At 68.5% G+C, this 23917-nt stretch carries 22 protein-coding genes, 1 tRNA gene and 1 pseudogene; 7 read left to right on the top strand and 17 right to left on the bottom strand.

Features of this window, described 5'->3' with window-relative positions:
- Positions 1 to 150 precede the first annotated feature (150 nt).
- A tRNA-Arg gene (locus ACFU5V_RS36660) sits at positions 151 to 223 on the top strand.
- A gap of 119 nt (positions 224 to 342) precedes the next feature.
- On the opposite strand, the gene ACFU5V_RS36665 is transcribed toward ACFU5V_RS36660, so the two are convergent.
- From ACFU5V_RS36665 to ACFU5V_RS36710, 10 genes and pseudogenes are all read right to left on the bottom strand, one after another.
- Complete coding sequence (locus ACFU5V_RS36665) at positions 343 to 2001, bottom strand: AMP-binding protein (RefSeq protein ID WP_378705576.1); 1659 nt, start codon at positions 1999 to 2001, stop codon at positions 343 to 345.
- Between the two features lie 53 nt (positions 2002 to 2054).
- Entirely contained in the window at positions 2055 to 2843 is a 789-nt protein-coding gene (locus ACFU5V_RS36670; RefSeq protein ID WP_378438495.1) for a RhlG family 3-oxoacyl-ACP reductase, read from the bottom strand.
- Positions 2844 to 2871: 28 nt separating this feature from the next.
- Complete coding sequence (locus ACFU5V_RS36675) at positions 2872 to 3855, bottom strand: NADPH:quinone oxidoreductase family protein (protein ID WP_378438497.1); 984 nt, start codon at positions 3853 to 3855, stop codon at positions 2872 to 2874.
- Between the two features lie 35 nt (positions 3856 to 3890).
- Complete coding sequence (locus tag ACFU5V_RS36680; RefSeq protein ID WP_378705581.1) at positions 3891 to 4991, bottom strand: acyl-CoA dehydrogenase family protein; 1101 nt, start codon at positions 4989 to 4991, stop codon at positions 3891 to 3893.
- Positions 4988 to 6178 carry an acyl-CoA dehydrogenase family protein gene (locus tag ACFU5V_RS36685; RefSeq protein WP_378705583.1) on the bottom strand — a complete coding sequence of 397 codons (1191 nt, stop codon included), beginning with the start codon at positions 6176 to 6178 and terminating at the stop codon, positions 4988 to 4990. The genes ACFU5V_RS36680 and ACFU5V_RS36685 overlap by 4 nt, the downstream gene beginning before the upstream one ends.
- 17 nt (positions 6179 to 6195) lie before the next feature.
- Positions 6196 to 7230 carry a phosphotransferase family protein gene (locus ACFU5V_RS36690; protein ID WP_378705585.1) on the bottom strand — a complete coding sequence of 345 codons (1035 nt, stop codon included), beginning with the start codon at positions 7228 to 7230 and terminating at the stop codon, positions 6196 to 6198.
- Positions 7223 to 8005, bottom strand: coding sequence for an SDR family oxidoreductase (locus ACFU5V_RS36695; RefSeq protein ID WP_378705588.1), 783 nt, complete (start codon positions 8003 to 8005; stop codon positions 7223 to 7225). The genes ACFU5V_RS36690 and ACFU5V_RS36695 overlap by 8 nt, the downstream gene beginning before the upstream one ends.
- A 1-nt stretch (position 8006) precedes the next feature.
- Positions 8007 to 9257 (bottom strand): acyl-CoA dehydrogenase family protein, encoded by a 1251-nt coding sequence (locus ACFU5V_RS36700; protein ID WP_378438508.1) that lies wholly within the window; start codon positions 9255 to 9257, stop codon positions 8007 to 8009.
- Positions 9258 to 9327: 70 nt separating this feature from the next.
- Positions 9328 to 9483 (bottom strand): annotated as a pseudogene (locus ACFU5V_RS36705) (enoyl-CoA hydratase); the annotation flags it as partial.
- Positions 9480 to 10298 carry an SDR family oxidoreductase gene (locus tag ACFU5V_RS36710; RefSeq protein WP_378438510.1) on the bottom strand — a complete coding sequence of 273 codons (819 nt, stop codon included), beginning with the start codon at positions 10296 to 10298 and terminating at the stop codon, positions 9480 to 9482. The gene ACFU5V_RS36710 and the pseudogene ACFU5V_RS36705, both read right to left, overlap by 4 nt.
- Before the next feature lie 160 nt (positions 10299 to 10458).
- Here ACFU5V_RS36710 and ACFU5V_RS36715 point away from each other — a divergent pair, with 160 nt between their 5' ends.
- The 3 genes from ACFU5V_RS36715 to ACFU5V_RS36725 are packed head-to-tail and all read left to right on the top strand — an operon-like array spanning position 10459 to position 13516.
- A complete protein-coding gene (locus tag ACFU5V_RS36715) occupies positions 10459 to 10947 on the top strand; it encodes a MaoC family dehydratase (RefSeq protein ID WP_378705591.1) in 489 nt (162 codons plus the stop codon).
- On the top strand, positions 10944 to 12503 hold the full coding sequence (locus tag ACFU5V_RS36720) for an AMP-binding protein (RefSeq protein ID WP_378705594.1): 1560 nt from the start codon (positions 10944 to 10946) through the stop codon (positions 12501 to 12503). Before ACFU5V_RS36715 ends, ACFU5V_RS36720 begins: the two co-directional genes overlap by 4 nt.
- Positions 12504 to 12508: 5 nt before the next feature.
- On the top strand, positions 12509 to 13516 hold the full coding sequence (locus tag ACFU5V_RS36725) for an NADP-dependent oxidoreductase (RefSeq protein WP_378705597.1): 1008 nt from the start codon (positions 12509 to 12511) through the stop codon (positions 13514 to 13516).
- Between the two features lie 69 nt (positions 13517 to 13585).
- On the opposite strand, the gene ACFU5V_RS36730 is transcribed toward ACFU5V_RS36725, so the two are convergent.
- Positions 13586 to 14962, bottom strand: coding sequence for an MFS transporter (locus ACFU5V_RS36730; protein ID WP_378705599.1), 1377 nt, complete (start codon positions 14960 to 14962; stop codon positions 13586 to 13588).
- A gap of 192 nt (positions 14963 to 15154) precedes the next feature.
- On the opposite strand from ACFU5V_RS36730, the gene ACFU5V_RS36735 reads away from it, so the two are divergent.
- Positions 15155 to 15781, top strand: coding sequence for a TetR/AcrR family transcriptional regulator (locus ACFU5V_RS36735; protein WP_378437716.1), 627 nt, complete (start codon positions 15155 to 15157; stop codon positions 15779 to 15781).
- Positions 15782 to 15787: 6 nt separating this feature from the next.
- On the opposite strand, the gene ACFU5V_RS36740 is transcribed toward ACFU5V_RS36735, so the two are convergent.
- The 6 genes from ACFU5V_RS36740 to ACFU5V_RS36765 all read right to left on the bottom strand — a co-directional run bounded on the left by ACFU5V_RS36740 (position 15788) and on the right by ACFU5V_RS36765 (position 21850).
- Positions 15788 to 16426, bottom strand: a complete 639-nt coding sequence (locus ACFU5V_RS36740; protein ID WP_378437714.1) for a TetR/AcrR family transcriptional regulator — start codon at positions 16424 to 16426, stop codon at positions 15788 to 15790.
- A gap of 79 nt (positions 16427 to 16505) precedes the next feature.
- Entirely contained in the window at positions 16506 to 16919 is a 414-nt protein-coding gene (locus ACFU5V_RS36745; protein WP_378437712.1) for a nuclear transport factor 2 family protein, read from the bottom strand.
- Entirely contained in the window at positions 16916 to 18046 is a 1131-nt protein-coding gene (locus ACFU5V_RS36750) for a 3'(2'),5'-bisphosphate nucleotidase CysQ (RefSeq protein WP_378437710.1), read from the bottom strand. The genes ACFU5V_RS36745 and ACFU5V_RS36750 overlap by 4 nt, the downstream gene beginning before the upstream one ends.
- A complete protein-coding gene (gene cysC / locus ACFU5V_RS36755) occupies positions 18036 to 19886 on the bottom strand; it encodes an adenylyl-sulfate kinase (RefSeq protein WP_378705602.1) in 1851 nt (616 codons plus the stop codon). Before cysC ends, ACFU5V_RS36750 begins: the two co-directional genes overlap by 11 nt.
- Positions 19886 to 20803: a sulfate adenylyltransferase subunit CysD gene (cysD, locus tag ACFU5V_RS36760; protein WP_378705605.1), complete on the bottom strand. Its 918-nt coding sequence runs from the start codon at positions 20801 to 20803 to the stop codon at positions 19886 to 19888. Before cysD ends, cysC begins: the two co-directional genes overlap by 1 nt.
- A gap of 123 nt (positions 20804 to 20926) precedes the next feature.
- Positions 20927 to 21850, bottom strand: coding sequence for a helix-turn-helix domain-containing protein (locus tag ACFU5V_RS36765; RefSeq protein WP_378437704.1), 924 nt, complete (start codon positions 21848 to 21850; stop codon positions 20927 to 20929).
- Positions 21851 to 21942: 92 nt separating this feature from the next.
- Between ACFU5V_RS36765 and ACFU5V_RS36770 the strand changes: the two genes are divergently transcribed.
- Together ACFU5V_RS36770 and ACFU5V_RS36775 are read left to right on the top strand one after the other, a co-directional pair.
- A complete protein-coding gene (locus tag ACFU5V_RS36770; protein WP_378437702.1) occupies positions 21943 to 23109 on the top strand; it encodes a hypothetical protein in 1167 nt (388 codons plus the stop codon).
- Complete coding sequence (locus tag ACFU5V_RS36775) at positions 23106 to 23903, top strand: SDR family oxidoreductase (RefSeq protein WP_378705607.1); 798 nt, start codon at positions 23106 to 23108, stop codon at positions 23901 to 23903. The genes ACFU5V_RS36770 and ACFU5V_RS36775 overlap by 4 nt, the downstream gene beginning before the upstream one ends.
- The last annotated feature ends 14 nt before the right edge of the window (positions 23904 to 23917 follow it).

The following is a 23917-nucleotide window of genomic DNA, read 5'->3' on the forward strand; positions in this document are numbered from 1 at the left end:
AGAGTTCGCGAGCGTCCACGTCCTCCCGACACTAGGCGTGTTCGGGCCCCTACCGGGGCGAGTCCACGAAGTAGGGGGACCGATTTGGTCGATCCCCCTACCTATGCGCTACCATTGGCCAGCCCAATCGGCACACCGGTTCTCCGGTGCGCCCCCGTAGCTCAGGGGATAGAGCGTTCGCCTCCGGAGCGAAAGGTCGCAGGTTCGAATCCTGCCGGGGGCACACGACAAAGCTGCACCGCTCCGGCGGTGCAGCTTTTTTCGTGCCTGATCGACGGGACTAACGGGACGCCCGTTCGATCTGACGCTACGAGCGTCCCGTTCGTCGGAGACGTGGCGGGCTCAGGCCGGGGTGCTGCGGCGCATCTCGCGTCGGAGGATCTTCCCGCTGGCCGTCTTGGGCAGTTCGTCGACGATCTCGACGCGCCGCGGCGCCTTGTAGCTCGCGAGCCGCTCCCGGCAGTACTCGACGAGATCGTCCGTCTCCACCCTCTGCCCGGGGCGGAGGCTGACGAACGCGGCGACGGTCTCGCCGCGGTAGCTGTCCGGTTCGCCGACGACGGCTGCCTCCCGGACGGCGGGATGCCGGTAGAGGACGTCCTCGACCTCACGCGGCCAGACCTTGAAACCGGACGCGTTGATCATGTCCTTCTTGCGATCGACGACGTACACCCAGCCCTGGGCATCCATGAATCCCACGTCGCCGGTGAGCAACCGGCCGCCGGGCAGCGACTGCGCGGTGGCGTCCGGCTTGTTCCAGTACGCGGGCACGACCATGGGTCCGTCGACGGCGATCTCCCCGACTTCGAGTGGATCGAGGTCGGCGCCGTCCTCCCCGACGATCCGGATCACGGCGGAGGGCAGCGGCAGGCCGATCGCCAGCGTGCCGGACGACGGATCGACGGGCGCCTCCAGATTCGGTGGAACGACGACGCACGGCGCGCTGGTCTCGGTGAGCCCGTACCCGTTGCGGATGTACTTTCCGGTCAGCTCCCGGAACCGTTCGACGATGGCGGGTGGCAGCGGGGCGCCACCGGACATCACGGCCTCCAGCGAGGCGAAGCGCTCACGGGAGAAGTCGGGGTGCGCCATCAGCGCCATGTAGGCGGTGGACGGGCCGACCATGAACACCGGCCGCTCCCGCTCGAGAGCGTCGAGCACCACGCCGGCCTCGAACCGGTACGCGAGGATCAACGGCGACGCCAGGTCGATCGCGGTGAGCAACTGGCACACCATGCCGGTGATGTGGAACAGCGGCGCGAGCGCGAAGATCGGCGAACCGGCGGGTTTGCTCTCGTACAGGCGCAGGATGGAACTGTTCACGGTGAGGTTCCGGTGCGTGTTGGTGGCGCCCTTGGGGACTCCACTCGTTCCGGACGTGTAGGACACCAGCGCGATGTCGTCCGGAACCAGCCCGGGATCCGGCAGGTCGGCGCCCGCGCGTGCCCGGGCCACCTCGAGCAGGTCGGGCACGCCCTCGGCGCGCGCCCGGGTCACTCCCCCGAAGACCCGTGCGTCGCCCGACGTCTGGATGTCGAGTTCACTGGCGGTCAGCGCGATCCGCACGCCGGCGGCGGACGCGCGCTCCCCCACTCGATCGGCCCACGCGTTCTCGCTGCACACAATGGCGGTGACTCCGGCGTCTGTGAGGATGTGGGCGAGCTCGTCCCGGTACATCGGGTTCAGCGGGACGACGACCCCTCCGGCCTTCCACGTGCCGATCAACGCCAGCACGAACTGCGGGACGTTCTGCAGGTAGATCGCGAGCCGGTCGCCGGTTCCGAAGCGGTTCTCCGCGAGGTAGTCGGCCACGCCGTCGCTGAGTTCGTCGACCTGGCGGTAGCTCAGGGTGCCGCCGAGGTACCGGACGGCGGGCCCGTCCGGGGCGGACTCGACCGCGGCCGAGAACATGTCGAGCGCTGTCCGGGCGGGGATCTCCCCCACGGAACGCGTGTTCTCGTCGTACCGGTCCATCCAGGGCCTGTCGTCGTACCAGCTCATCGTCGCCGTGCCGCCTCTCGCTCGTTCCGTGTTCCGACTGTGTGACCTGCTGTTCAGCGTGTGCCCGACATCCCGCCGTCGACGGGGACGACGGTTCCGGTGACGTAGGCCCCGGCGCGTGAGGCGAGGAAGATCGCGGTGCCCGCGACGTCTTCCGGTGTGCCGACCCGGCCGAGCGGCACCGATCCCTCGATCGCCTCCTTCCGCTCCGGGTCGTCGAGAATGAAGGCCATCATCTTGCTCGGAAAGGGTCCCGGCGCAATGGCATTGACGGTGATCCGCTCGGCGGCCAGCGCCGCGGCGAGCTTGCGGGTGAGCATGTGGACCGCGGCCTTGCTCGCCCCGTACGAGAAGTTCTCGGTACCGGACACCACCAGTCCGTCGATCGACCCGATGTTGATCACCCGGGCGGGGTCGCCGTCCGTCGCGGCGGCCCGCAGACTCGGCAGCAACGCCTGGGTGAGCAGGAACACGCCCTTGACGTTGATGTCGAAGATCTTGTCGAACCCGGCGGCGGGGAACTCGTCGATCGGCGCACCCCACGTCGCGCCGGCATTGTTCACCAGGACGTCCAGTCGGGGCGACACCTCGGCGACCCGCGCGACCAGCCCCGCGATCCCCTCCTCGGTGGACAGGTCGGCGGGGTGGGCGTGGCACGTGCCCGGGCCGAGGGCGGACAGTTCGGCGGCGGCCTTCTCACACGGCTCCGCCTTGCGGGCGGAAATCACGACGGTCGCCCCGGCCTGGACGAACCCCTGCGCGATCATCCGGCCGATACCCCGCGAACCTCCGGTGACCACCACGGTCTTGCCTGCGACGTCGAACAGCGAACCTGCATCCATGTGCGTTCCCTTTCAGGACTGGAGGACTTCAGGGTTGGAAAACGAGGCGGCCGACCGTACTGCCGTCGCCGAGCCGGCCGATACCGTCGGCCACGTCCGCGAGCGACAACCGCTCGCTGATGAGCGGCCTGATGGCCCCGGACTCGGCGAGGCGGGTCAACTCCTCGTGGCAGTCGGCGATCGCCTGCTGGTTGTACTGCTTGTACAGGCCCCAGTGCAGTCCGATGATGGAGTAGTTCTTGATCAGGGCGTGATTGAGGCCGGGCGTCGGGATGGTGCCGCCTGCGAAGCCGATGATCAGGATCCGGCCCTCGAACGCGATGCACTTGGTGGACTTCGCGTAGGCGTCGCCGCCGACCGGGTCGTAGACGACATCCGCTCCGCGTCCGCCGGTGAATTCCTTGACCAGCGGGACGAAATCCTCGGTGTGCCGGTCGATCACCAGATCCGCGCCCAGCCGCCGGCAGTAGTCGGCCTTGTCTGCGCCACCGACGACGCCGATGACCTTCGCGCCCGCCGCCTTGCCCAGTTGCACCGCGGCGCTGCCCACTCCGCCCGCGGCAGCATGGACGAGCAGGGTCTCCCCCGGCTTCAGTTGCGTCCGCCGGTGCAGCGCGAACCAACTCGTCTGGTAGCCGATGCTCAACGCCGACGCCTCGGCGTCATCGAGCGTGGACGGGGCTGCGAACGTATTGACCTCGTCCATCACGGCCATCTGCGCGAATCCGCCGCCGGGCAGGTTCGGGTTGCCGATCACCCGGTCGCCGGCGGCAAAGCGGGTGACACCCTCACCGACCGCGACCACCTCGCCGCACAGCTCGACTCCGGGCGTGAACGGCAGCGGCGGCGTGATCTGGTATTCGCCGCGGCACAGCAGCACGTCGGGGAAGTTCGCCGGTGCGGCGAGGACCCGGACCAGCACCTGTCCGGGGCCTGCCGTGGGGTCCGGGATCTCCTCGAGCTGCAGCGCGGTGCGCGGCTCGCCGAGTTCGTGGACACGCCATGCCTTCATGGATTGCTTCCTGACTGTCGGTGGTGGGGCCCGGGTTACGCGGGCAGGTCGATGAGGCCGGCGAGGTGCGCGCGGTGACGGTAGGCGGTGCCGAATGCCAACTGGTCGCTCTTCGCCCTCTTCAGGTACAGGTGGGCGGGGTATTCCCAGGTCATGCCGATTCCGCCGTGCAACTGAACGCACTCCTCCGCGGCGTGGACGGCGACCCCGCTGCAGTACGCCTGCGCGACGGCGGCCGCGACCTCGGCGTCGGCGTCGCCCCGGGCGGCGGTGTCGGCGGCGTAGCGGGCCGCGGCGGCCGCGGACGTCACTTCGAGCCACAGGTCGGCGAGGCGGTGCTTGATCGCCTGGAACGACCCGACGGCGCGGCCGAACTGGGTTCGGTCCTTGACGTACGCCAGCGTCGTCTCGAAGCACCACTGCGCGAGCCCGAGTTGCTCGGAGGCGAGCAGTGCGGCGCCGAGAACGAGGGCCTCCTGGACCGCGTCCGCGGCGTTGCCGTGGTCGATGCGGATGGACGCTGCGGCGTCGAACGCGACGTCGGACAGCGGCCGGGTCATGTCGAGCGCGAGCACGGGGGTGACGGTGACCCCGGCGGTGCCCGCGGGCACGGTGTGCAGTTCGAGCCCGTCCGGACCCTCGACCGGCACTATCAGGATGTCGGCCTCCGCGGCGCCCGCGACACCGGTCACGGTCCCGGTGAGGGAGTCGCCGTCCCGGCGCACGGCCGGGGTGAACCGGCCGGGTGCGGTCGCGAGCCCGACCGTGAGCGCACCGGTGGTGGTGCCGTCGGCGAGTACGCCGACCGTCTCGGTGTCGCCCGCCGTCAGCAGCGCGACCGTCGCGAGTACGGCGCTGGACAGGTACGGGACGGGTGCGACGGCGCGTCCGATCTCCTCCATGACCACCGCGGCCTCACGGGCGCTCGCCCCGGCGCCGCCCAGTTCCTCGGGGACGAGCAGGCCGGCCAGGCCGAGTTCGACGGCGAGGGATTTCCACACCCCGGAGAAGTCGGCGGGCGTCCCGTCGTACGCCCCGACGACCAGTTCGTGCGAGCAGCGGTCGGCGAGCAGCCGGCGGACGCTGTCGCGCAGGGCGTCTTCCGTGTCGGAGTACAGCAGATCTGCGGTGTTCATCGGGGCAGGTCCTTCCAGGCGATGTCCTTGTCGACGCGGTGCTCCGGAGGGAGGCCGAGGACCCGTTCCGCGATGACGTTGCGCAGGATCTCGGACGTGCCGCCCTCGATCGAGTTGCCTTTCGCGCGCAGGTACCGGTATCCGGGTTCGCGGCCGGTGAAGTCGACCTTGTCCGGGCGGCGCATGGTCCAGTCGTCGTAGCGCAGCCCGGCCTCACCGTGGAGTTCGATATCGAAACCCGAGATGGTCTGCGCGAGCCGGGCGAAGGCCAGCTTCAGTCCGGATCCCTCGGGGCCGGGCTGCCCGGCCTCGAGTTGCTGCCGCAGCCGTTCGCCGGTCAGCCGTGCGACTTCCGCGTCGACCCACAGCCGGAGCAGTTCGTCGTGCATCGCGGGGTCGCGGAGTTCGGGTTGTTCGCGCCAGGCGCGCGCGACCGGTCCGATCATGCCGCTCTCGCGGGCGGCCGCGGAACCGCCGATCGCCACCCGTTCGTTGTTGAGGGTCGCGGTGGCGACCTTCCAGCCCTGTCCCTCGCTGCCGAGCCGATCGGAATCCGGAATGTGGACGTCGGTGAGGAACACTTCGTTGAACTCGGCCTCACCGGTGATCTGCCGCAGCGGCCGGACGTCGATTCCGGGATCGCTCATGTCGCAGAGGAAGTAGGTGAGCCCGGCGTGCTTGGGCACCGACGGATCCGTGCGGGCCACGAGGATGGCCCTCTGCGCGTTCTGCGCCCCCGATGTCCACACCTTCTGCCCGTTGACCGTCCAGCCGTCACCCTCACGGACGGCTCGCGTCGCGACGGCGGCGAGGTCGGAACCCGCCCCCGGTTCGCTGAACAGCTGGCAGTAGATGTGCTCGCCGGTGAAGATCGGCCGAAGGTACTTCTGCTGCTGTTCGTCGGTGCCGAACGCGGCGATGGTCGGCGCGGCCATGCCCAGTCCGATCCCGTTGCGGCTCTTCGCCGGGCCGGGCGCCCCTGCGGCCGCGAGTTCGGCGTCGACCTGCGCCTGGAAGCTCTGCGGCAGACCCAGACCGCCGCGCCCGGGCGGGAAGTGGACCCACGCGAGGCCGGCGTCGAAGCGGGCCCCGAGGAACCGGACCGGATCCGACTGGTCGTTCTGTTCCAGGAGGGTCGCGATGCGGCCGCTCAGGTCGCGTGCGATCGCCTGTTCGTCAGTGCTCATCGTCCTCAGTCCTTCGGTCAGATTCCGGCCCGGGCGGCGATGTCGCACGCCTTGGCCACGAGGTCGTCGATACGCTCGACGGTCGGGGTTCCCGCGGCCGCCTTGTTCTGCGGTTCGTCCCGGGCACGGCGCATGACGCCCTCCGCGATGACCGCCACCTTCCACAGGCCGAGGACGTGCCAGAACGCCAGGGCCTTCGGGTCGCGTCCGGTCTCGTCGAGGTACACCCCGGCGATCTCCGCCCGGTCCGGGAAACCGTCGAGGGTGGATGCCGGGAAGTCGCCGCCGGTGGTCTCGCCGGGCTCCGGCCAGTAGGCGAGCAGGCTGCCGACGTCGGCAAGCGGTTCGCCCAGCGTGCACAATTCCCAGTCCAGGGCGGCGGTCACCGCCCCGGTCTCGTGGGAGGTGATGACGTTGCGCAGGTGGAAGTCGCCGTGCACGAGCGTCAGTTCCCGCTGTTCCGGCACCGAGTCGGTGAGCCGCCTGGTCAGGTCGTCGAGAGCGGGCAGCTCGCGGGTCTTCGACTTCTCCCACTGACCCGACCACCGCTTGAGCTGACGCTGCGCGTACGGCTTGTGGCTGGCCAGGTCGGTCAACCCGGTGCTCTCGAGGTCCACCGCATGGATCTTCGCCAGCGTCCGCGGCAGCGACAGGCCGATCGCCCGGCGACGTTCCGGCGTCAGGGATTCCGCGACCGACATGCGGTCGACGACCTGGCCGTCGACGAACTCCATCAGCAGCAGCGGTACCTCGGTGACCTCCGGGTCGTCGGTGAGCCCGAACACCCGCGGGGTGGGCACCGCGGTGTCCTCGAGGGCGGAGAGGATCCGCGCCTCGCGGGCGACGTCGTGGGCCGACGCGAGCAGGTGCCCGAGGGGTGGGCGCCGGAGCACCCATCTGCCACCCGCCCGGTCCTGGACCAGGTAGGTGAGGTTCGACTGGCCTAGGCCGATCCGGTCGAAGGTCAGCGGTCCGGCAGTGTCGATGCCGAGCGTGCCGATCCAGCGGCTCACGGCCTCGGTGTCGATGCCGACGACGTCCACGCTAGACACCGAGCTGGGCCCCCTGCCGGAACGGGATTGCGTCGCCGAGCAGTTGCCCGCCGTCGATCGCCATGGTTTCGCCGGTGATCCAGCTCGCGGCATCGGAGACGAGGAACGCGACCGCGGACGCGATGTCCTCGGGTTCGCCGATCCGCCCCAGCGCCGTGGACGCCGACACGGCCTGCTCGTGGTCCTTCCACAGCGCCTCGGCCAGCTTGGTCCGCACCACACCGGGAGCGACGGCGTTGACCCGCACGTTCGGTGAGAGTTCCAGTGCCAGTTGCTTGGTGAGGTGGATCAACGCGGCCTTCGACGCGTTGTACAGGCCGATGTTCGCCTCGAACGCCATGCCGCCGATGGACGCGGTGTTGACCACGGCGCCGCCGTGCTCGCCCATCCACGCCTTGGTGGCCAGGCCGGTCCACAGCACCGGCGCCCACAGGTTCACGTCGAAGGTCTTGGCGAACCGTGCGTGGTCCTGGTCGATGACCGGTCCGAAGGCGGGGTTGGTTCCCGCGTTGTTGACCAGGATGTCCAGGCTGCCGAAGCGTTCGACGGTGGTGTCGACGCACCGCCGGGCGGCCTCCTCGTCGACGGCGTGCGCGGCGACGCCGATCGCGGTACCCCCGACCTGCGCCGCGGCGGCGTCGGCCGATTCCTGGGAGCGTGAGGTGAGCACCACGTCGGCGCCGGCGGCCACGAGGGCCCGGGCGACGGCCAGCCCGATGCCCCGCGAGGCGCCGGTGACGATCGCGGTGCGTCCGGTGAGGTCGAGTCCGGCCATGTCAGCTCACCGCAACCTTGTGTCCGTTGGTGGAAGCGTGGGCGGTGTCGCGGTACTGCCGCAGTTCCTGCCGCGCGATGGCGCGCTTGTGGACCTCGTCGGGACCGTCGGCCAGGCGCAGCGTGCGCAGGTGCGCCCAGGCCATGGCGAGGGGGAAGTCGTCGGTGACGCCCGCGCCGCCGTGCACCTGAATCGCCCGGTCCACGATCTTCAGCGCAATGTTCGGAGCCGCCACCTTGATCGCCGCGATCTCCGTCCGCGCCTCCTTGTTCCCCACCGTGTCCATCAGATACGCCGCCTTCAGCGTCAGCAACCGGATCATCTCGATCTCGATGCGCGCCTCCGCGATCCAGTCCTGGATGTTCGCGTTCTCACTGACCGGCTTCCCGAACGTCACCCGCGACGACGCCCGGCGGCACATCAATTCCAGTGCCCGCTCCGCCATCCCGATCGCCCGCATGCAGTGGTGGATCCGGCCCGGCCCCAGCCGGGCCTGGGAGATCGCGAATCCCTCGCCCTCGCCCTTCAGCACGTCCGTCACCGGCACCCGCACATCCGCGAAATCGATCTCCGCGTGCCCCTCGCGGTCCTGATACCCGAACACCGGCAGCCCCCGCATCACCGTCACCCCGGGCGCATCGATCGGCACCACCATCATCGACTGCTGCCGGTGCGGCGCCGCCGACGGATCCGTCTTGCCCATCACGATCAGCACCTTGCAGTTGCGGTGCAACGCGTTCGACGCGAACCACTTTCGGCCGTTCAGCACATATTCGTCGCCGTCACGGACCATCGACAACTCCACGTTGGTCGCGTCCGAACTCGCCACCGCGGGTTCGGTCATCGCGAACGCCGACGCCATCGTCCCCTCCAGCAACGGCTTCAGGTACTTCTCCTTGTGCTCGGCCGTGCCGAACAGCTCCAGTACCTCCATGTTGCCCGTGTCCGGCGCATTGCAGTTGCACGCCTCCGACGCGATATGGCTGCGCCCCATGATCTCCGCCAACGGCGCGTACTCGAGGTTCGTCAACCCGGCACCCGTACCCGGGTGTGGATGGAACAGATTCCACAAACCCCGGCGCCGCGCCTCCACCTTGAGCTCCTCCAGAACCGGCGGCTGGAAATGCGGATCCCCCGACTCCCGCATCTGCTCCTCGTACACCGCCTCCGCCGGATACACGTGCGAATCCATGAACCCCCGCAGATCGACCTGCAACTGCTGGGCGCGTGCGGAAATGTCAAACAGGGACATGAGAACTCCTGACGGGTAGTGAGGGAAACACGGGTGTGCGCTTGTCGAGGTGGCTCTGGACGCCCTCGACGAGATCGGCCCCGACCGCGGCGTCGACGAGCAGCGTGAAGTAGCGGTCCTCGAGGTCGTCGGTCCAGGCGTTCAGCTTGCCGGGCCGGTTGAACGTCAGCACCAGGACCGGTCCGCGCCGCTCGGCGAGGACCAGGTCTGCAGGCTCGCCGGTCACGCGTGCTCCAGCAGCGAACTCTGGTAGCGGCGCATTCCGCGCAGCCAGCGGTCGTAGTCGGACCCCTTCTGCCGGTACATGGTGAGGACGCTCTCGTGGGGCAGGATCAGGAACGTCTCCCGGTCCACGGCGTCGAGCACGATGTCGGCGACCTGCCCGGGCTGCAGCACCTCCCCCGCCGAGACGACGGCCTTCGTGGCAGCGACGCCGAGGGGGTCACCGGAGTTCTCGCCGGAGCGCATCAACTTCGTCTCGACTCCCATCGGGCAGAGGCAGCTGACGCGAACCCCGTCGTCCCCGTATGTGACCGACAGCCATTCGGCGAACGAGACGGCCGCGTGTTTGGTGACCGCGTAGGTCGCCGAGCCGATCTGGGTGAGGAGGCCGGCCGCGGAGGCGGTCGACACGAAGTAGCCCTCGCCGCGCGCGATCCACTTCGGCACGAGTTGCCGGGCGGCGCGGATGTGGGCGCGGACGTTGACGTCGAACGCGAGGTCCCAGTCGGCGTCGCCGGCGTCGAGGCCGGGCGCTCCCGCGATGCCGGCGTTGGCGAAGTAGAGATCGACCGGCCCGAACTCGGTCTCCGCGCGGTCGATGATGCGCCGGATCTGATCGGTGTCCGCGACGTCGCCACCGTCGGCGACGGCGGATCCCGGGTGGCGGGCGTTGATGCCGTCCGCGACGGCGGCGGCTGCGTCCGGGTCGAGATCGGCGACCAGCACCTTGGCGCCCTGTTCGGCGAGACGGTGTGCGATCGCCCCGCCGATTCCGCCGCCACCGCCGGTCACGATGGCGACTTTCTGTGCAACCTTCACGAGGTGTCCTCTCCTTCGCCGTGCGTTGTGACTCGCGTCTCTCTTTTGTATAGTTGAATCCGTCGTCAAGTTCAAGTGTTGGAGTCCGAGAACACCCGACTTCCGATGCAGCCAACGTGACACATCCAGGCCCTGCACCACCCGGAATCGAGGGAGACAGATGACCGACACCACCGCACTGCCCGTTCGCCCCGCGAGCTTCGACGAGCTCACGGCGTTGATCGGCGAGGAGCTGGGCCCCACCGACTGGCACGACGTCACCCAGGAACGCGTCAACGCCTTCGCGGACGCCACCGGCGACCACCAGTGGATCCACATCGATACCGAGCGCGCCGCCGCCAGCCCGCTCGGCGGCACCATCGCGCACGGCCTCTACAGCCTGTCCCTCGGACCGGCCCTGTCGGCGACCCTGCTGCGCTTCGACGGTTTCGCCCACAGCCTGAACTACGGCTACAACAAGGTCCGCTTCCCCGCGCCGGTGCCGGTGGGTTCACGCATCCGGATGCGGGCCACCATCCAATCCGCGGAACAGGTCGGGGGCGGCATCCAGGTGACCATGTCCCAGGTGGTCGAGCGCGAGGGCTCCGACAAACCGGTGGTCGTGTCCGAATCCGTCGCCCGCGTCGTCGAGGCCGGCCAGCAGCCGTGAGCACTTGTGAACCGCCCGCGGTTGACAACTACTCACGGGCGAATGTGCTCGATCCGGTGTCCCGCCACGCCGACGCCACTCCCGACAACATCGCGCTGCGAGGTGCGGACAGCACCCTGACCTACGGGCAGTTGCGCGCCGCGAGCACCCGGTGCGCGGGAGCACTCAACGAAGCGGGCCTGTCCCCCGGCGACCGAGTCCTTCTGGCCGCACCCTCGGTGCCCGAGTTCGTGGTCGCGTACCTGGGCATTCAGGCGGCTGGGTGCGTCGTGGTGCCGGTGAACACGATGTCGACCCGGCCCGAGACCGAGTACGTCCTCACCGATGCCGGCGCCGCACTCGCCATCGTGTGGCACGAACTCGGGCCCGCGATCGCCGACGCGGCCGCCGCACTGCACATCCCCGTCTGGACGCTCACCCCCGACAGTGCGTCGCCGGACACCGAGCCTGTTCCCGTCGCCGAGCGGGACCGCGACGACACCGCCGCCATCCTCTACACGTCCGGCACCACCGGGCGGCCGAAGGGCGCGGAGCTGACGGTGGGGAACCTGCTGTCCGGCGGCGAGATCGGCGCCGAATGCAGTCGCGGTTCGAGCGAAGACCGGACCGGCACCGGACTTCCCCTGTTCCACGTGTTCGGCCAGGCCTCGGTCATGATGGCGACGTTCACCGGCGGTGGGTCGCTGACGCTGCTGGCCCGATTCGATCCGGCGGCGATGCTCGCCCTGCTCCGCCGGGACCGCCTGACGATCATGGCCGGTGTGCCGACGATGTGGAACGCCATGCTGCATGCCGCGGACGGCACCGACTCGCAGGACTTCACGCAACTGCGCATCGCCATCTCCGGGGGCGCATCACTTCCGGGCGAGGTGGCCCGCGAATTCGAGTCTCGCTTCGGATGCACCATCCTCGAGGGCTACGGGCTCACCGAGACCACCGCGTTCGGCACGTTCAACGACATCGACCGCGGCGGGAAGATCGGCTACACGGGTCGCGCGGTGCCCCGGCTTGCGGTCGAGGTGCGGGACCACGACGGGCTCGCCTGCCCGCCCGGGACCGTCGGCGAGGTGTTCGTGAAGGGTGCGACGGTGATGAAGGGCTATTGGAACCGGCCGTCCGACACCGCCGCCGTCCTGGACCCGGACGGCTGGCTGCGCACCGGGGACCTGGGCGAGATCGATGCGGACGGGGATCTGCGCATCGTCGATCGGGTGAAGGATCTCATCATCCGGGGCGGCTACAACGTGTACCCGAGTGAGATCGAGGAGGTCCTGTACACGCACCCCGACATCCTCGAGGCCGCCGTCGTGGGCGTCCCCGACGATCACTACGGCGAGGAGGTGGCTGCGGTCGTGGCCACTGTCCCCGGTTCCGGGCTGGACGGCGCCCAACTGACCGGCTGGGCCCGGGAACGGCTGTCCGCATACAAGATTCCCCGGATCGTCGCGATCGTCGACTCCCTCCCCAAGGGGTCGACCGGAAAGATCCTCAAACGGTCGATCGACAGAACCGCATTGAGAAACGACGCACTGACCGCAGAAGCACCCGAAAGGTGAACACCGTGACAACCGTGAACAGGCAGGTCCGGCTGGCGAAGCGTCCGGTCGGCCGTCCCGACGACTCCACCTGGGAGATCACGTCGGAACCGATACCCGAACCCTCGGACGGCGAATTCACCGTGAAGGTGGACTACGTGTCCCTCGACCCGGCGATGCGCGGGTGGCTCGACGACGTGAAGTCGTACGTGCCGCCGGTCGCGATCGGCGAGGTGATGCGCACTCACGCCGTCGGCCGGGTGGTGGCGTCGAAGAACGCGAAGTTCCCCGAAGGACAGCTCGTGTCCGGGCAGTTCGGCGTGCAGGAGTACGCGCTCTCCGACGGCCGCGGCGCGCTCGCCGTCGACGAGTCGCTCGCCCCGGCACCGACGTGGCTGGGCGCGCTCGGCTTTCCCGGCATGACCGCCTATTTCGGTCTCACCGACGTCGGCAGGCTGGAGAAGGGCGACACCGTGCTCATCTCGGGGGCGGCGGGAGCGGTCGGGAGCATCGCCGGGCAGATCGCCAAGCTGAAGGGCGCCACGGTGATCGGCATCGCCGGCGGCCCCGAGAAGTGCGCGTGGCTGACCGAGGATCTGGGTTTCGACGCGGCGATCGACTACAAGTCCGAATCGGTCGGGAAGGCGCTGCGCGCCGCGGCGCCGGAAGGGATCGACCTCTACTTCGACAATGTCGGCGGGGAGATCCTCGACGCCGCGCTGGCCCGGCTCCGCAAGAACGCCCGGGTCGCGCTGTGCGGCGCGATCTCCGGATACAACGCCACCGACCCGCAGCCCGGGCCGTCCCGGTACCTGTCGCTACTGGTCAACCGTGCGTCGATGACCGGGTTCATCGTGTTCGACTACCTCGACCGGTTCCCCGAGGGCATGGAGGCGATGTCGGAGTGGATCCGCGCCGGCGAGATCGTGACCCGCGAACAGGTCGAGACCGGAGGCGTCGAGGCGTTCGGCCGCACCCTCAACCTGCTGTTCGACGGCGCCAACACCGGCAAGCTGGTGCTGAAGATCAGCTGAGCGCGAGGTGACGACGATGCCCACCGCCGAGATCCGGCGGTGGGCATCGTCGCGAAAAGGGGCGGCCGTCTAGTAGAACTGGGCGCCGGGTACGGCGACGGGATCGCTGCGGACCTCGGCGGTGTTGGTCTCGCGGAGCTTCCACGCGCAGAGGAACGTCACCAGCCCCATCAGCGCAACGAAGACGGCGACGAACGTGGTGGTCCCGGTCTTGGCGATCAGCGCGGTCATGATGAACGGGGTGCCGCCGCTCACCGTGATCGCCGCCAGCTGATACGCCAGCGAGGCGGCGGAATACCGGACGTTGGGAGCGAACAACTCACCCATGTACGCGGCGATCGGCCCGTACGTCATGGACTGGAAGACGCTGCCGACCGTGACGGCAATGAAGAACAGCACCAGGTTCCGGGTGTTGATCAGCCAGAAGTACGGGAACGCCCACACGATGATCATCGCCGCGCCGATCAGGATCATCGGCCTGCGCCCGATCTTGTCGGACATGTGCCCGGACCACAGCACCACACCGACCGTGAGCGCCGCGCTGAGCAGGGAGATCGCGAGCAGGTCGTTGCGCTTCATTCCCAGTTCCGCGGTGCCGTAACTGAGCACCCCGGCGATGGAGATGTAGAACAGCGAGTTGGTGGCCGCGAGCAGTCCGCAGCCGAGCAGGATCTTGCGCCAGTGTTCCCTGATCGCCTGGGTCAGCGGTGCGCGGACGACGGTCTCGTTCTTCTTCTGCGCCTGTTCCTGCAGGTCCCGGAACTCGGGGGTGTCCTCGACCTTGGTCTGGATGTAGAGCACGACCGGGAACAGCAGTGCGCTGGCGAAGAACGGGATCCGCCAGCCCCAGCTGAGGAACGCCTCGTTCGAGATCGCCGCGGTGGCGCCGAGGAACACGAGATTGCCGAGCAGGACACCGAACGAGACACCCATCTGCCCGAAGGTGCCGGAGAACCCCCGGCGCTTGGGACTGGCCGATTCGGTCAGCAGCAGCACGATGCCACCCCACTGGCCGCCGCACGCGAGGCCCTGGACGAATCGCAGGACCACCAGCAGGATCGGGGCCGCGACACCGATGGTCGCGGCACCGGGAAGGCAGCCGATCAGGAACGTCGCCAGCCCCATGAACAGCAGGCAGGTCACGACCGCCGGTTTGCGGCCGTACTTGTCGCCGAAGTGACCGGCGACCAGGCCGCCCAGCGGGCGGGCGACGAAGCCTGCCCAGAAGGTGCTGAACGAGAGCAGGGTGCCCACCAACGCCGACGAGCCGGGGAAGAAGACGTGGGGAAAGACCAGTGCCGCAGCGGTTCCGTACAGGAAGAAGTCGTACCACTCGATCGAGCTGCCGACCAGTCCCGCCGCAAGCAGTTTCCGATGTGCACGCGTGCGTGAGACGGCCGTGTCGCCGGCCGCGTCCTTGCTCGGCTGCACCGCGGATGATGTCATCCGATCACTCCTCGAGATAGGTCTACGGGTGGATGTGGGATCGCGATTTTTCAGAACATGACGCCAACTTCAAGTCAGTGAGCGCTTGCTTAGTGTGTTTGAATAGCGGTGTGATGTCAATCACTCGAGGAGATTGACCTTGCCGAATCCCGCCGGTGCGGACGAAGCTCGATGCGGCGGAGAGGACCACCCATGACCGAACTGCGAGATGACGTGTTCGCGACCGAGGAGCCGGGCCCCGGTCCGCTCACATCCGAGGAGCGCCTGCTCCGCGCGGCGACGACGCTGTTCTCCGACAAGGGTTTCGAAGCCACGCGCACGCGGGACATCTCCACCACGGCCGGAATGAGCCCGTCCGCGATGTACGTGCACTTTCCGTCCAAGGAGGATCTGCTCTTCCAACTGGTCCGCCGGTCGAACGAACGCGCCCTCGCGCTGGTGCTCAGCGCGGTCGCGCCGTTCACCGACCCGGTCGATCGCGTCCGGGCACTGGTCCGCGAGTTCAGCATCATGCACGCCCGGAATTTTCGGCGGGCGCGCATCGCCCAGTACGAGAGCAGGCATCTCAGTACCGAACACCGCGAGACGGTGGCCGAGACCCGGCTCCAGATCCGGGTCGCCGCGATGCGCGAGGTGCAGAACGGGCTCGATCAGGGTGTGTTCCTCATTCCCGACCCCCGCGTCGCCGTTCTGGCGATCATGTCCCTCGCGGTGGACATCTGCCGCTGGTACAGCCCCGACGGCGAATTCACGCCGGAGGAACTGGGTGACATCAACGCCGATCTCGTTCTGCGCATCCTCCACGCGCCCGGCTACTGACGGCCCTCAGCCCCGGTCGGGGACGCGCAGAGCGTTCGTCCACATCCGTGCGAGCCCGGCGTTCAGTTCGTCGAACGAGAGTGTTCGCCGCTCGCTCGGCGGTCCGACGAAATAACCGTAGGCCATTCTCCCGACCATGGCGGACAACGCCTTCGACGTCAGCATCGGGTCGAGCGACGCGTCGGCGAGACCCCGAGCCTGCAGATCGGCGATCGCCCGCGCGTTGCGCAGGTAGAACGTCTCGTCCCGCGAGCGCTCCAGGTCACGGAATGCGGGGTCGACGTGCGCGACCTGCTCGAGCAGGGCCAGCAGACGTGCATTCCGGCGGCACGCGTGCAGGTATGCTCGGATGCTCGCCTCTACGACCGCGTGCACGTCGTCCTCGTCCTCGACCCGCCCCATCCCGGGATGCAGCAGGTCGTTCTGCGTCACCTCCACGACCGCCGCGAACACTTCCTCCTTGCCGGCGAAGTAGGTGTAGAAGGAGCCGGTCGAGAGTCCGGCCTCTTTGCTGATGTCGACGAGGCGGGCGTCGAGGTATCCCTCGCGCTCGAACACCACCCGGGCCGCGGCGACGAGGCGATCACGGGTGCGGACGCCCCGGGCGGTGACCGGTGGTGTGGGTGCGGTTCGCGGGCGCGACATGCCATTCGCCTCTCCGGGTGCGACCGTCGTCATACCCCCAGGGCTCAGCGTAGGGCCAACTTGAACCTGACGTCAACATTCACTGCGGTGAGTCACCACCACCGGCCGCGGCCTGGATCGGCGCCATGTCGAAGTAGTCGCGCCACGTGGTGATCTTGCCGCCGGTGATCTCGAAGACGCCGACGACCGGCAGTTCGACGACAATGCCGTTGAGGGTGAACACGTCGATCCGCTCATTCATCACCACCCCGCTCGACTCCTCGGCGTTGGGGCTCTGGCCGCCGTCGGTGACCTGCCGGTGCACCCGGAAGTCGATGCCGCCGAAGGCTGCGATGAAGCCGGCGATGAACTCGCGGATCGCGTCACGCCCGGTGACGGGTTCCATCGGAATGTTGTGATAAACAGCGTCTTCCGCGAAATATTCGGCGATCTTCGCCGGATCGGGCTCGATCCACTCGGCGCAGAATTGGGTGACCAGCTGGTCCGGTGTCATCGGTTCTCCCTCTCGATCGCGACCGGTTCGATGATGGCCATGACGGACTGGATCGCCCCGGCCGGGATGTCGAAATGCTCCGTGATCCGGACCGACGTCACCTCGGTGGGTGTCGCCCCGAGGTCGAGCACGAACCGGGCCACCACGTTGTCGCCCCATTCGTGGAAGGAGAGTTCGCGCACGGCCTGGATGGCCTGGTACTGCAGTCCGTTCTCGAGCTCGTCCCGGATGAACGCCCCCGATTCGCCCGTGTGCTGCCCGTTCTCCACCCGCCACGCGTTGTCCGCGAGACGCACCTTGGTGGCGTCGTGACTGACCAGTGCGTCGATGTATGTCCTTGCCATCGCGACGCGTCCGCTGTCGGCCGTGTCGGTGGCATGTTTCGCGATCGCCGCAAGCAGGGGCGCGGCGAGTTCCGGCCGGCAGATCAGCAGGTCCGGTAGGTAGGGGTGGGATTCGTTGTAGTCCAACGGGGTTCCGTCGATCCGCGAGCAGTGCAGGCCCGCGGCCACGGCGACGCCGACAGGGGCCGCGGAATCCCATTCCCACTGCCCGCCCGCGTGGATGTACGCGTCGACGTCTCCGCGGAGCACCGCCATCGCCTTCGCGCCCGCCGAACCCATGGTGGAGACCTCGGCACCGATGTCCGTCGCGACGGCGTCGACGAACGCGGGCGGCCTGCTGGCGGACACGACGATCCGCGGGCGGGCAGGCAGCTGTTCGGCATGGACCGCGTGACTGTCGTCGTCGCTGGCGTACACGGCGCCCAGTGCCGGTTGCGCGACCGCGGCCGCCGTGATGCCGCGACCGCGTTCCCACAGCGCGACGTGCACCGCCCAGTCCGAGTGCCCGGGTAGTCCGTACTCCTTGGAACCGTCGAGAGGGTCGATGATCCACACCCGCGACCGCTCCAGCCGGGACCGGTCGTCGGCCGACTCCTCGGAGAGGATCGCGTCTTCGGGTCGCTCCGCCGCGAGTTTGCCGAGGATGAACGCATCGGCGGCGATGTCGCCGCGCCTGCCGAGTTCACGACCGTCGGCCGATCCCAGTCCCGCGGTGCGGATGTCCAGCAGCAGGGCGCCGGCACCGGAGGCGATGTCGGCCGCGAGTCGTGCGTCAGTGATCACGTGTCAACAATTCCATAATTCTCGCGGCTTGTTCGGTCGGCGTGCCGTCCTCGGGCCGGAGCACGAGTTCGGCGTTCTCGGGCGCCTCGTACGGGTCGTCGACCCCGGTGAATCCCGTGATCTCCCCGGCGCGGGCCTTCGCGTACATGCCCTTGGGGTCGCGCGCCTCGCACTGGTCCACCGGCGTGTCGACGAACACCTCGACGAAGTCGAGCCCGGCAGCCCGGTGCTGTTCCCGGACCCGGTCCCGGTCCTCGCGGTACGGGCTGATCAGCGATGCGATCGCGACCACCCCCGAGTCGGCCAGCAGTTGCGCGACGGCGCCGACGCGGCGCACGTTCTCGGCGCGGTCCTGCGCGCTGAACCCGAGGTCGGCGTTGAGGCCGTGCCGCAGATTGTCGCCGTCGAGCCGGTAGGCGGGCACCCCGGACGCGACCAGGCGGCGCTCGAGTTCCACCGCGACCGTCGACTTTCCCGACGCCGACAGTCCGGTCAGCCAGACGGTGCGGCCGCGTGTCGCCCGTTCCTCCCGCGACACGGCCGCCGCGTGCCACACCACCTTCGACCGCGACAGCGTCGGCCCGGTGATCATGCCGGCGGCGACCGTGTTGTGGGTCGACTCGTCGACGAGGATGAAACTGCCCGTCACGTGGTTGCGGCGGTACGGGTCGAACATCAGCGGCTGCGAGGTTCTCAGCTGCACACGGCCGATCTCGTTGAGCGACAGCGACTGCGCGGACTCGTCGCGGTGCAGGGTGTTCACGTCCAGCCGGTAGTCGAGCCGCGCGATCGACGCCCTGGTGGCACGGGTGGTGTGCAGCAGCGTGTACCGGGCATCCGGTGTCAGCGCCGACTGTTCACTGAACCAGCAGATCATCGCGTCGAGTTCCTGCCCGACGAGCGGGCGGTTGTTGGGACGGCACAACACGTCTCCACGGCTCACGTCCAACTGGTCGGCGAGTTGCACGCACACCGCCGACGAGGCGAACGCCTCGTCGAGGCGGGTTCCGCCGGGACCCCAGATGGCACTGACGGTGGATGTGAATCCCGACGGCAGCGCCACCACCTCGTCGCCCGGCTTGAACACCCCGCTGGCGACCGTCCCCGCGTAGCCGCGGAAATCGTGCAACACCGAATCGGTCTGGCGCTGCGGCCGGACCACGTACTGCACCGGGAACCGCGCGTCGATCAGGTTGCGGTCGGACGCCACGTGCACCTGCTCGAGGTAGTGCAGCAGCGACGCCCCCTCGTACCAGGGCATGTTGGCGGTACGTTGCGCGATGTTGTCGCCGCGCAGTGCCGACACCGGGATGAACGTGAGGTCGTGGACCTCGAGTTTGATCGCGAACTGCCGGAATTCCTCCTTGATCTCCTCGAACCGTTCCTCGGACCACCCGACGAGATCCATCTTGTTGACGCACAGCACGAGGTGCGGAATTCCGAGAAGGCTGGCGATGAAGGCGTGCCGACGGGTCTGCTCGAGGATCCCCTTACGGGCGTCGACGAGGATCAGGGCCAGGTCGGCGGTCGACGCGCCGGTCACCATGTTCCGGGTGTACTGCTCGTGGCCCGGGGTGTCGGCGATGATGAACTTGCGGTGCGGTGTGGCGAAATAGCGGTGCGCGACGTCGATGGTGATGCCCTGCTCGCGTTCGGCGCGCAGGCCGTCGGTGAGCAGAGCCAGGTTCGCGTGTTCGTCGCCCCGTTCGCGGCTGGTGCGCTCGACCGCCTCGAGCTGATCCTCGAAGATCGCCTTGGAGTCGTAGAGCAGCCGGCCGATGAGGGTGGACTTGCCGTCGTCGACGCTGCCCGCGGTCGCGACCCGGAGTAACTGCGGCATCAGAAGTACCCTTCCTTCTTGCGGTCTTCCATGCCGGCCTCGGAGATCCGGTCGTCCGCCCGGGTCGCCCCGCGCTCGGTCAGCCTGCTCGCGGCGACCTCGGTGACGACGGCCGCGGGGCTGGTTGCCGACGATTCGACGCAGCCGGTGCATGTGGCGTCGCCGACGGTCCGGAAGCGGACGAGGGCCTCGTACGGTTCGTCACCGGGGAGCAGAGTCAGGAACCGGGTGTGCGCCAACAGCATTCCGTCGCGGGGCACGACCTCCCTGCGGTGCGCGTAGTACAGGGACGGGAGCTCGATCCCCTCCTCGCCGATGTACTGCCAGATGTCGAGTTCGGTCCAGTTGGACAGCGGGAACACCCGGATGTGCTCCCCCGTGCGGTGCCTGCCGTTGTACAGGCTCCACAGTTCCGGGCGCTGCGCCCGCGGATCCCACTGCCCGAACTCGTCCCGGAAGCTGAACACCCGCTCCTTCGCGCGGGCCTTCTCCTCGTCGCGCCGGGCGCCGCCGAAGACGGCGTCGAACCCGTGGTCGCGGATGCCGCGCAACAGCGCCGTGGTCTGGAGCCGGTTGCGGCTGGCCCGCGGCCCCGAATCCTCGCTGACGCGACCGGCATCGATGTCGTCCTGCACGCTGGACACCACCATCCGCAGGCCGAGGCGGTCGACGGTCCGGTCGCGGAAATCGAGGACCTCGTCGAAGTTGTGCCCGGTGTCGACGTGCATGACAGCGAACGGGAGAGGCGCGGGCCAGAACGCCTTGGCGGCCACGTGGAGCATCACCACCGAGTCCTTGCCGCCGGAGAACAGCAGGACCGGTCGCTCGAATGTGGCGGCCACTTCTCGGAAGATGTGCACGGCTTCGGCTTCGAGCGCGCCGAGGTGGGACAACTCGTACACGGGCGGTGCGGTCATGGGCGACTCCTCGTCGCGAGTGCCTTACCGGTCACTGTTCCATATTTGGACCAGCCCGGTCGAAAATAATTGCACCTCCGAGAATAGAACGTGTTTCAGATTGCGGTCAATGCCCGCCCCTCGTCACCGCGGCCGGCGGCCACCCACCTCCGTCGTGATCGCGTCCGCGGCCGCGGCGAGGGCCTTGCCCCGCCGCGCGATCTCGGACGGCGCGAGTTCGGCACCCACGTAGAGCGTGAGGACCATGGCCTGGTGACCCTCGGCGTCGTACGTCGGCGCCGCGATGAGGCTGACGGGGTGCGGCGACGCGGGGTCCGCGCGCTCGGCGTCCAGGTACACCCGCTCCCCCAGGCTGGACACCATCTCGCCGAGCACGTCGCGCAACTCGGGCGGCAGGTCGTGCGCGGCGACCCCGGCCATGAGCGTGTGCAGGCGCTGCCCGACCGGGGTGAGCGTCTCCACGAGATACCCGGTGCGCGAGCACTCCTCCACCACGATGCGCAACCGTTCCCGGTCGAGACGAACCGGCAGTGTGGGCTCACGCCGCAGCCACGACTGCAAGGCGTCGTCGCCGTCCCACAGCACGTACATCAACCCGACGGGCGGCGCGAACGGGTACATCTCCCCCACCTTGGCGGCCGCGCGCATCCCCGGCGGACTGGTCAGCTCGAGGACGGCGATGCGGTCGCCGACCACCGCCGACGCCGTGCACGTGGTCCGGAACTCGTCACTGAGCACGACGAGATGCCTGCGCGCCACCGGTCCGGCCGCGAACCCCTGCTGGGCCGCGCGGCCCGCCGCGATGAGCGCGGGTCCGAGGCCGTACGTCTTCGTCGCCGGATCACGGACGAGGTAGCCGCCGCGGGCCAGTTCGGTGAGGATCCCCAGGCACGTCGGCTTGCTGATGTCGAGTTGCCGGGCCAACTCGGACAGCCCGAATCGGTGTTCCTTGCGGGCCACCAGGAAGTCGAGCACCTGCACCACCCGTTCGGTCGGCGGCGACCGCCGGCCGTGCGCCCGGTCGGGCATCTCGTCCTCGCGCCCCATTGACCACTCCTTAGAACACGTTCTATTGTCGGTTCATCAATGTTCTACCACGCAGGTACATATTTGTACCACCCCCTCGTGAGGAGCACGGTGTGCTGACCGACCCATTCGCCGACGCCATGGCCGAGGCCGAGAAACTGATCGAGAGCGCCCCCCACATCCGCACCGAACAGGACCTACTGGAGGGCTACCAGTACCTCGCAGGCGGCATCCTCGCCACGACACACGCGGCCTGGGCCACCGAACGGTCGCACCCGACGTTCATCTCGGGCACCGGCCCGTACATGAAGATGGGCCTCGACAACCCGGACACCCTCTACTTCGGCGCGCGGATCGACGACGACGTCGAATACGTGGTCACCGGCCTGCGCGGCACCACGGCGGACCTCAGCTTCCAGGTGCTGAGCGGAAACTACACGGCCACACACGTTCCCGGCAGCGTCACCGCATTCGACGACCGCGAGATCGACATCGCGCCCGACGGATCGTTCGAGGTGCGGTTCGGCCCGGATGAGAGCGCGGGCAGGCGCAACTACTTCACCCTCGCGCCGGGTTCGTCGCAACTGGTGGTCCGGGAGGTGTACAGCGAGTGGGGTCAGCGGCGCGGCACCATTCGCATCGCCAGGGCAGATACGGTCGGCACCGCCCCGGGTCCGCTCACCCGCGAGACCGTCGAAAAGCGGTACGCGCGTGCGGGCAAGGCCCTCGTCGCGCGGGTGAAGACGTGGCTGCAATTCCCGGAGTGGTTCTACCTGAACCTGCCGGTGAACACGATGACCGAGCCGCGGCTCACTCCGGGCGGTCTCGCCACCCAGTACTCGTCCGTCGGGCACTACGAACTCGCCGAGGACGAAGCCGTCGTCATCACCGTCCCCAAAGCCGACGTGCCCTACCAGGGTTTTCAGCTCGGCAGCATGTGGTACATCTCCCTCGACTACGTCAACCACCAGACGTCGCTGAACGTCGCGCAGTCGCAGGTGGATCCCGACGACCACATCCGTCTCGTCGTGTGCGAGCGCAATCCCGGCATCACGAACTGGATCGCCACCGTCGGGCACCTCCGCGGCTACCTGCAGTTCCGCTGGCAGCGCGTCTCCCGCGAACTGACCCCGGACGACGGTCCGCGGGTCGAGGTCGTGAAGTTCGACGAGATCCACCGAACACTGCCGTACTACGACTCCAACAAGATCTCCCCCGAGGACTTCGCTGCACGCATCGCCGCACGCCAAGCCGCGGTGGCCGACCGGATGCTGGGATGACCGCCATGACTACTCCACAGCTGCTACAGGACAAGGTCGTCGTCATCTCCGGCGTCGGACCGGCCCTGGGCCGTACCCTCGCCGTCCGCTGCGCAGCCGCCGGCGCCGACGTGGTGCTGGCCGCCCGGACAGCGTCGCGCCTCGACGAAGTGGCCAAGGAGATCATCGCCGTCGGCCGGCGCGCGGTGACCGTCCCGACCGACATCACGGATCAGGCCTCGGCCGAGAACCTGGTGTCCGCGGCCGTCGACGCGTACGGCATGGTCGACGTGCTGATCAACAACGCATTCTCGGTTCCGTCGATGAAACCGCTGGCCCGCACGGAGTTCGACCACATCCGCAGCAGTTTCGAGCTGACCGTGCTCGGGGCGTTGCGGCTGACCCAGCTGTTCACTCCGGCACTCGCCGAGGCGAACGGCGCGGTGGTGAACATCAACTCGATGGTGCTGCGGCATTCCCAGGAACGGTACGGCAGCTACAAGATGGCCAAATCCGCCCTGCTCGCGACGTCGCAGTCGCTCGCCACGGAACTGGGACCACAGGGCATCCGCGTCAACTCCGTTGCTCCCGGCTACATCTGGGGAGACACGTTGAAGCAGTATTTCACGCACCAGGCCGAGAAGTACGGGACGACCGTCGAGCAGATCTACGAGCACACCGCCGCGAACACCGATCTGAAGAGGCTCCCCACGACCGAGGAGGTCGCCGACGCGGTGATCTTCCTGGCCTCCCCGTTGGCGAGCGGCGTGACCGGCCAGTGCCTCGACGTCAACTGCGGCGAATTCCACCACTAGCGAACAGGACCGGA

It is taken from the genome of Rhodococcus sp. NPDC057529, from assembly GCF_042802055.1.
Classification (GTDB): Bacteria; Actinomycetota; Actinomycetes; order Mycobacteriales; family Mycobacteriaceae; genus Rhodococcus_F.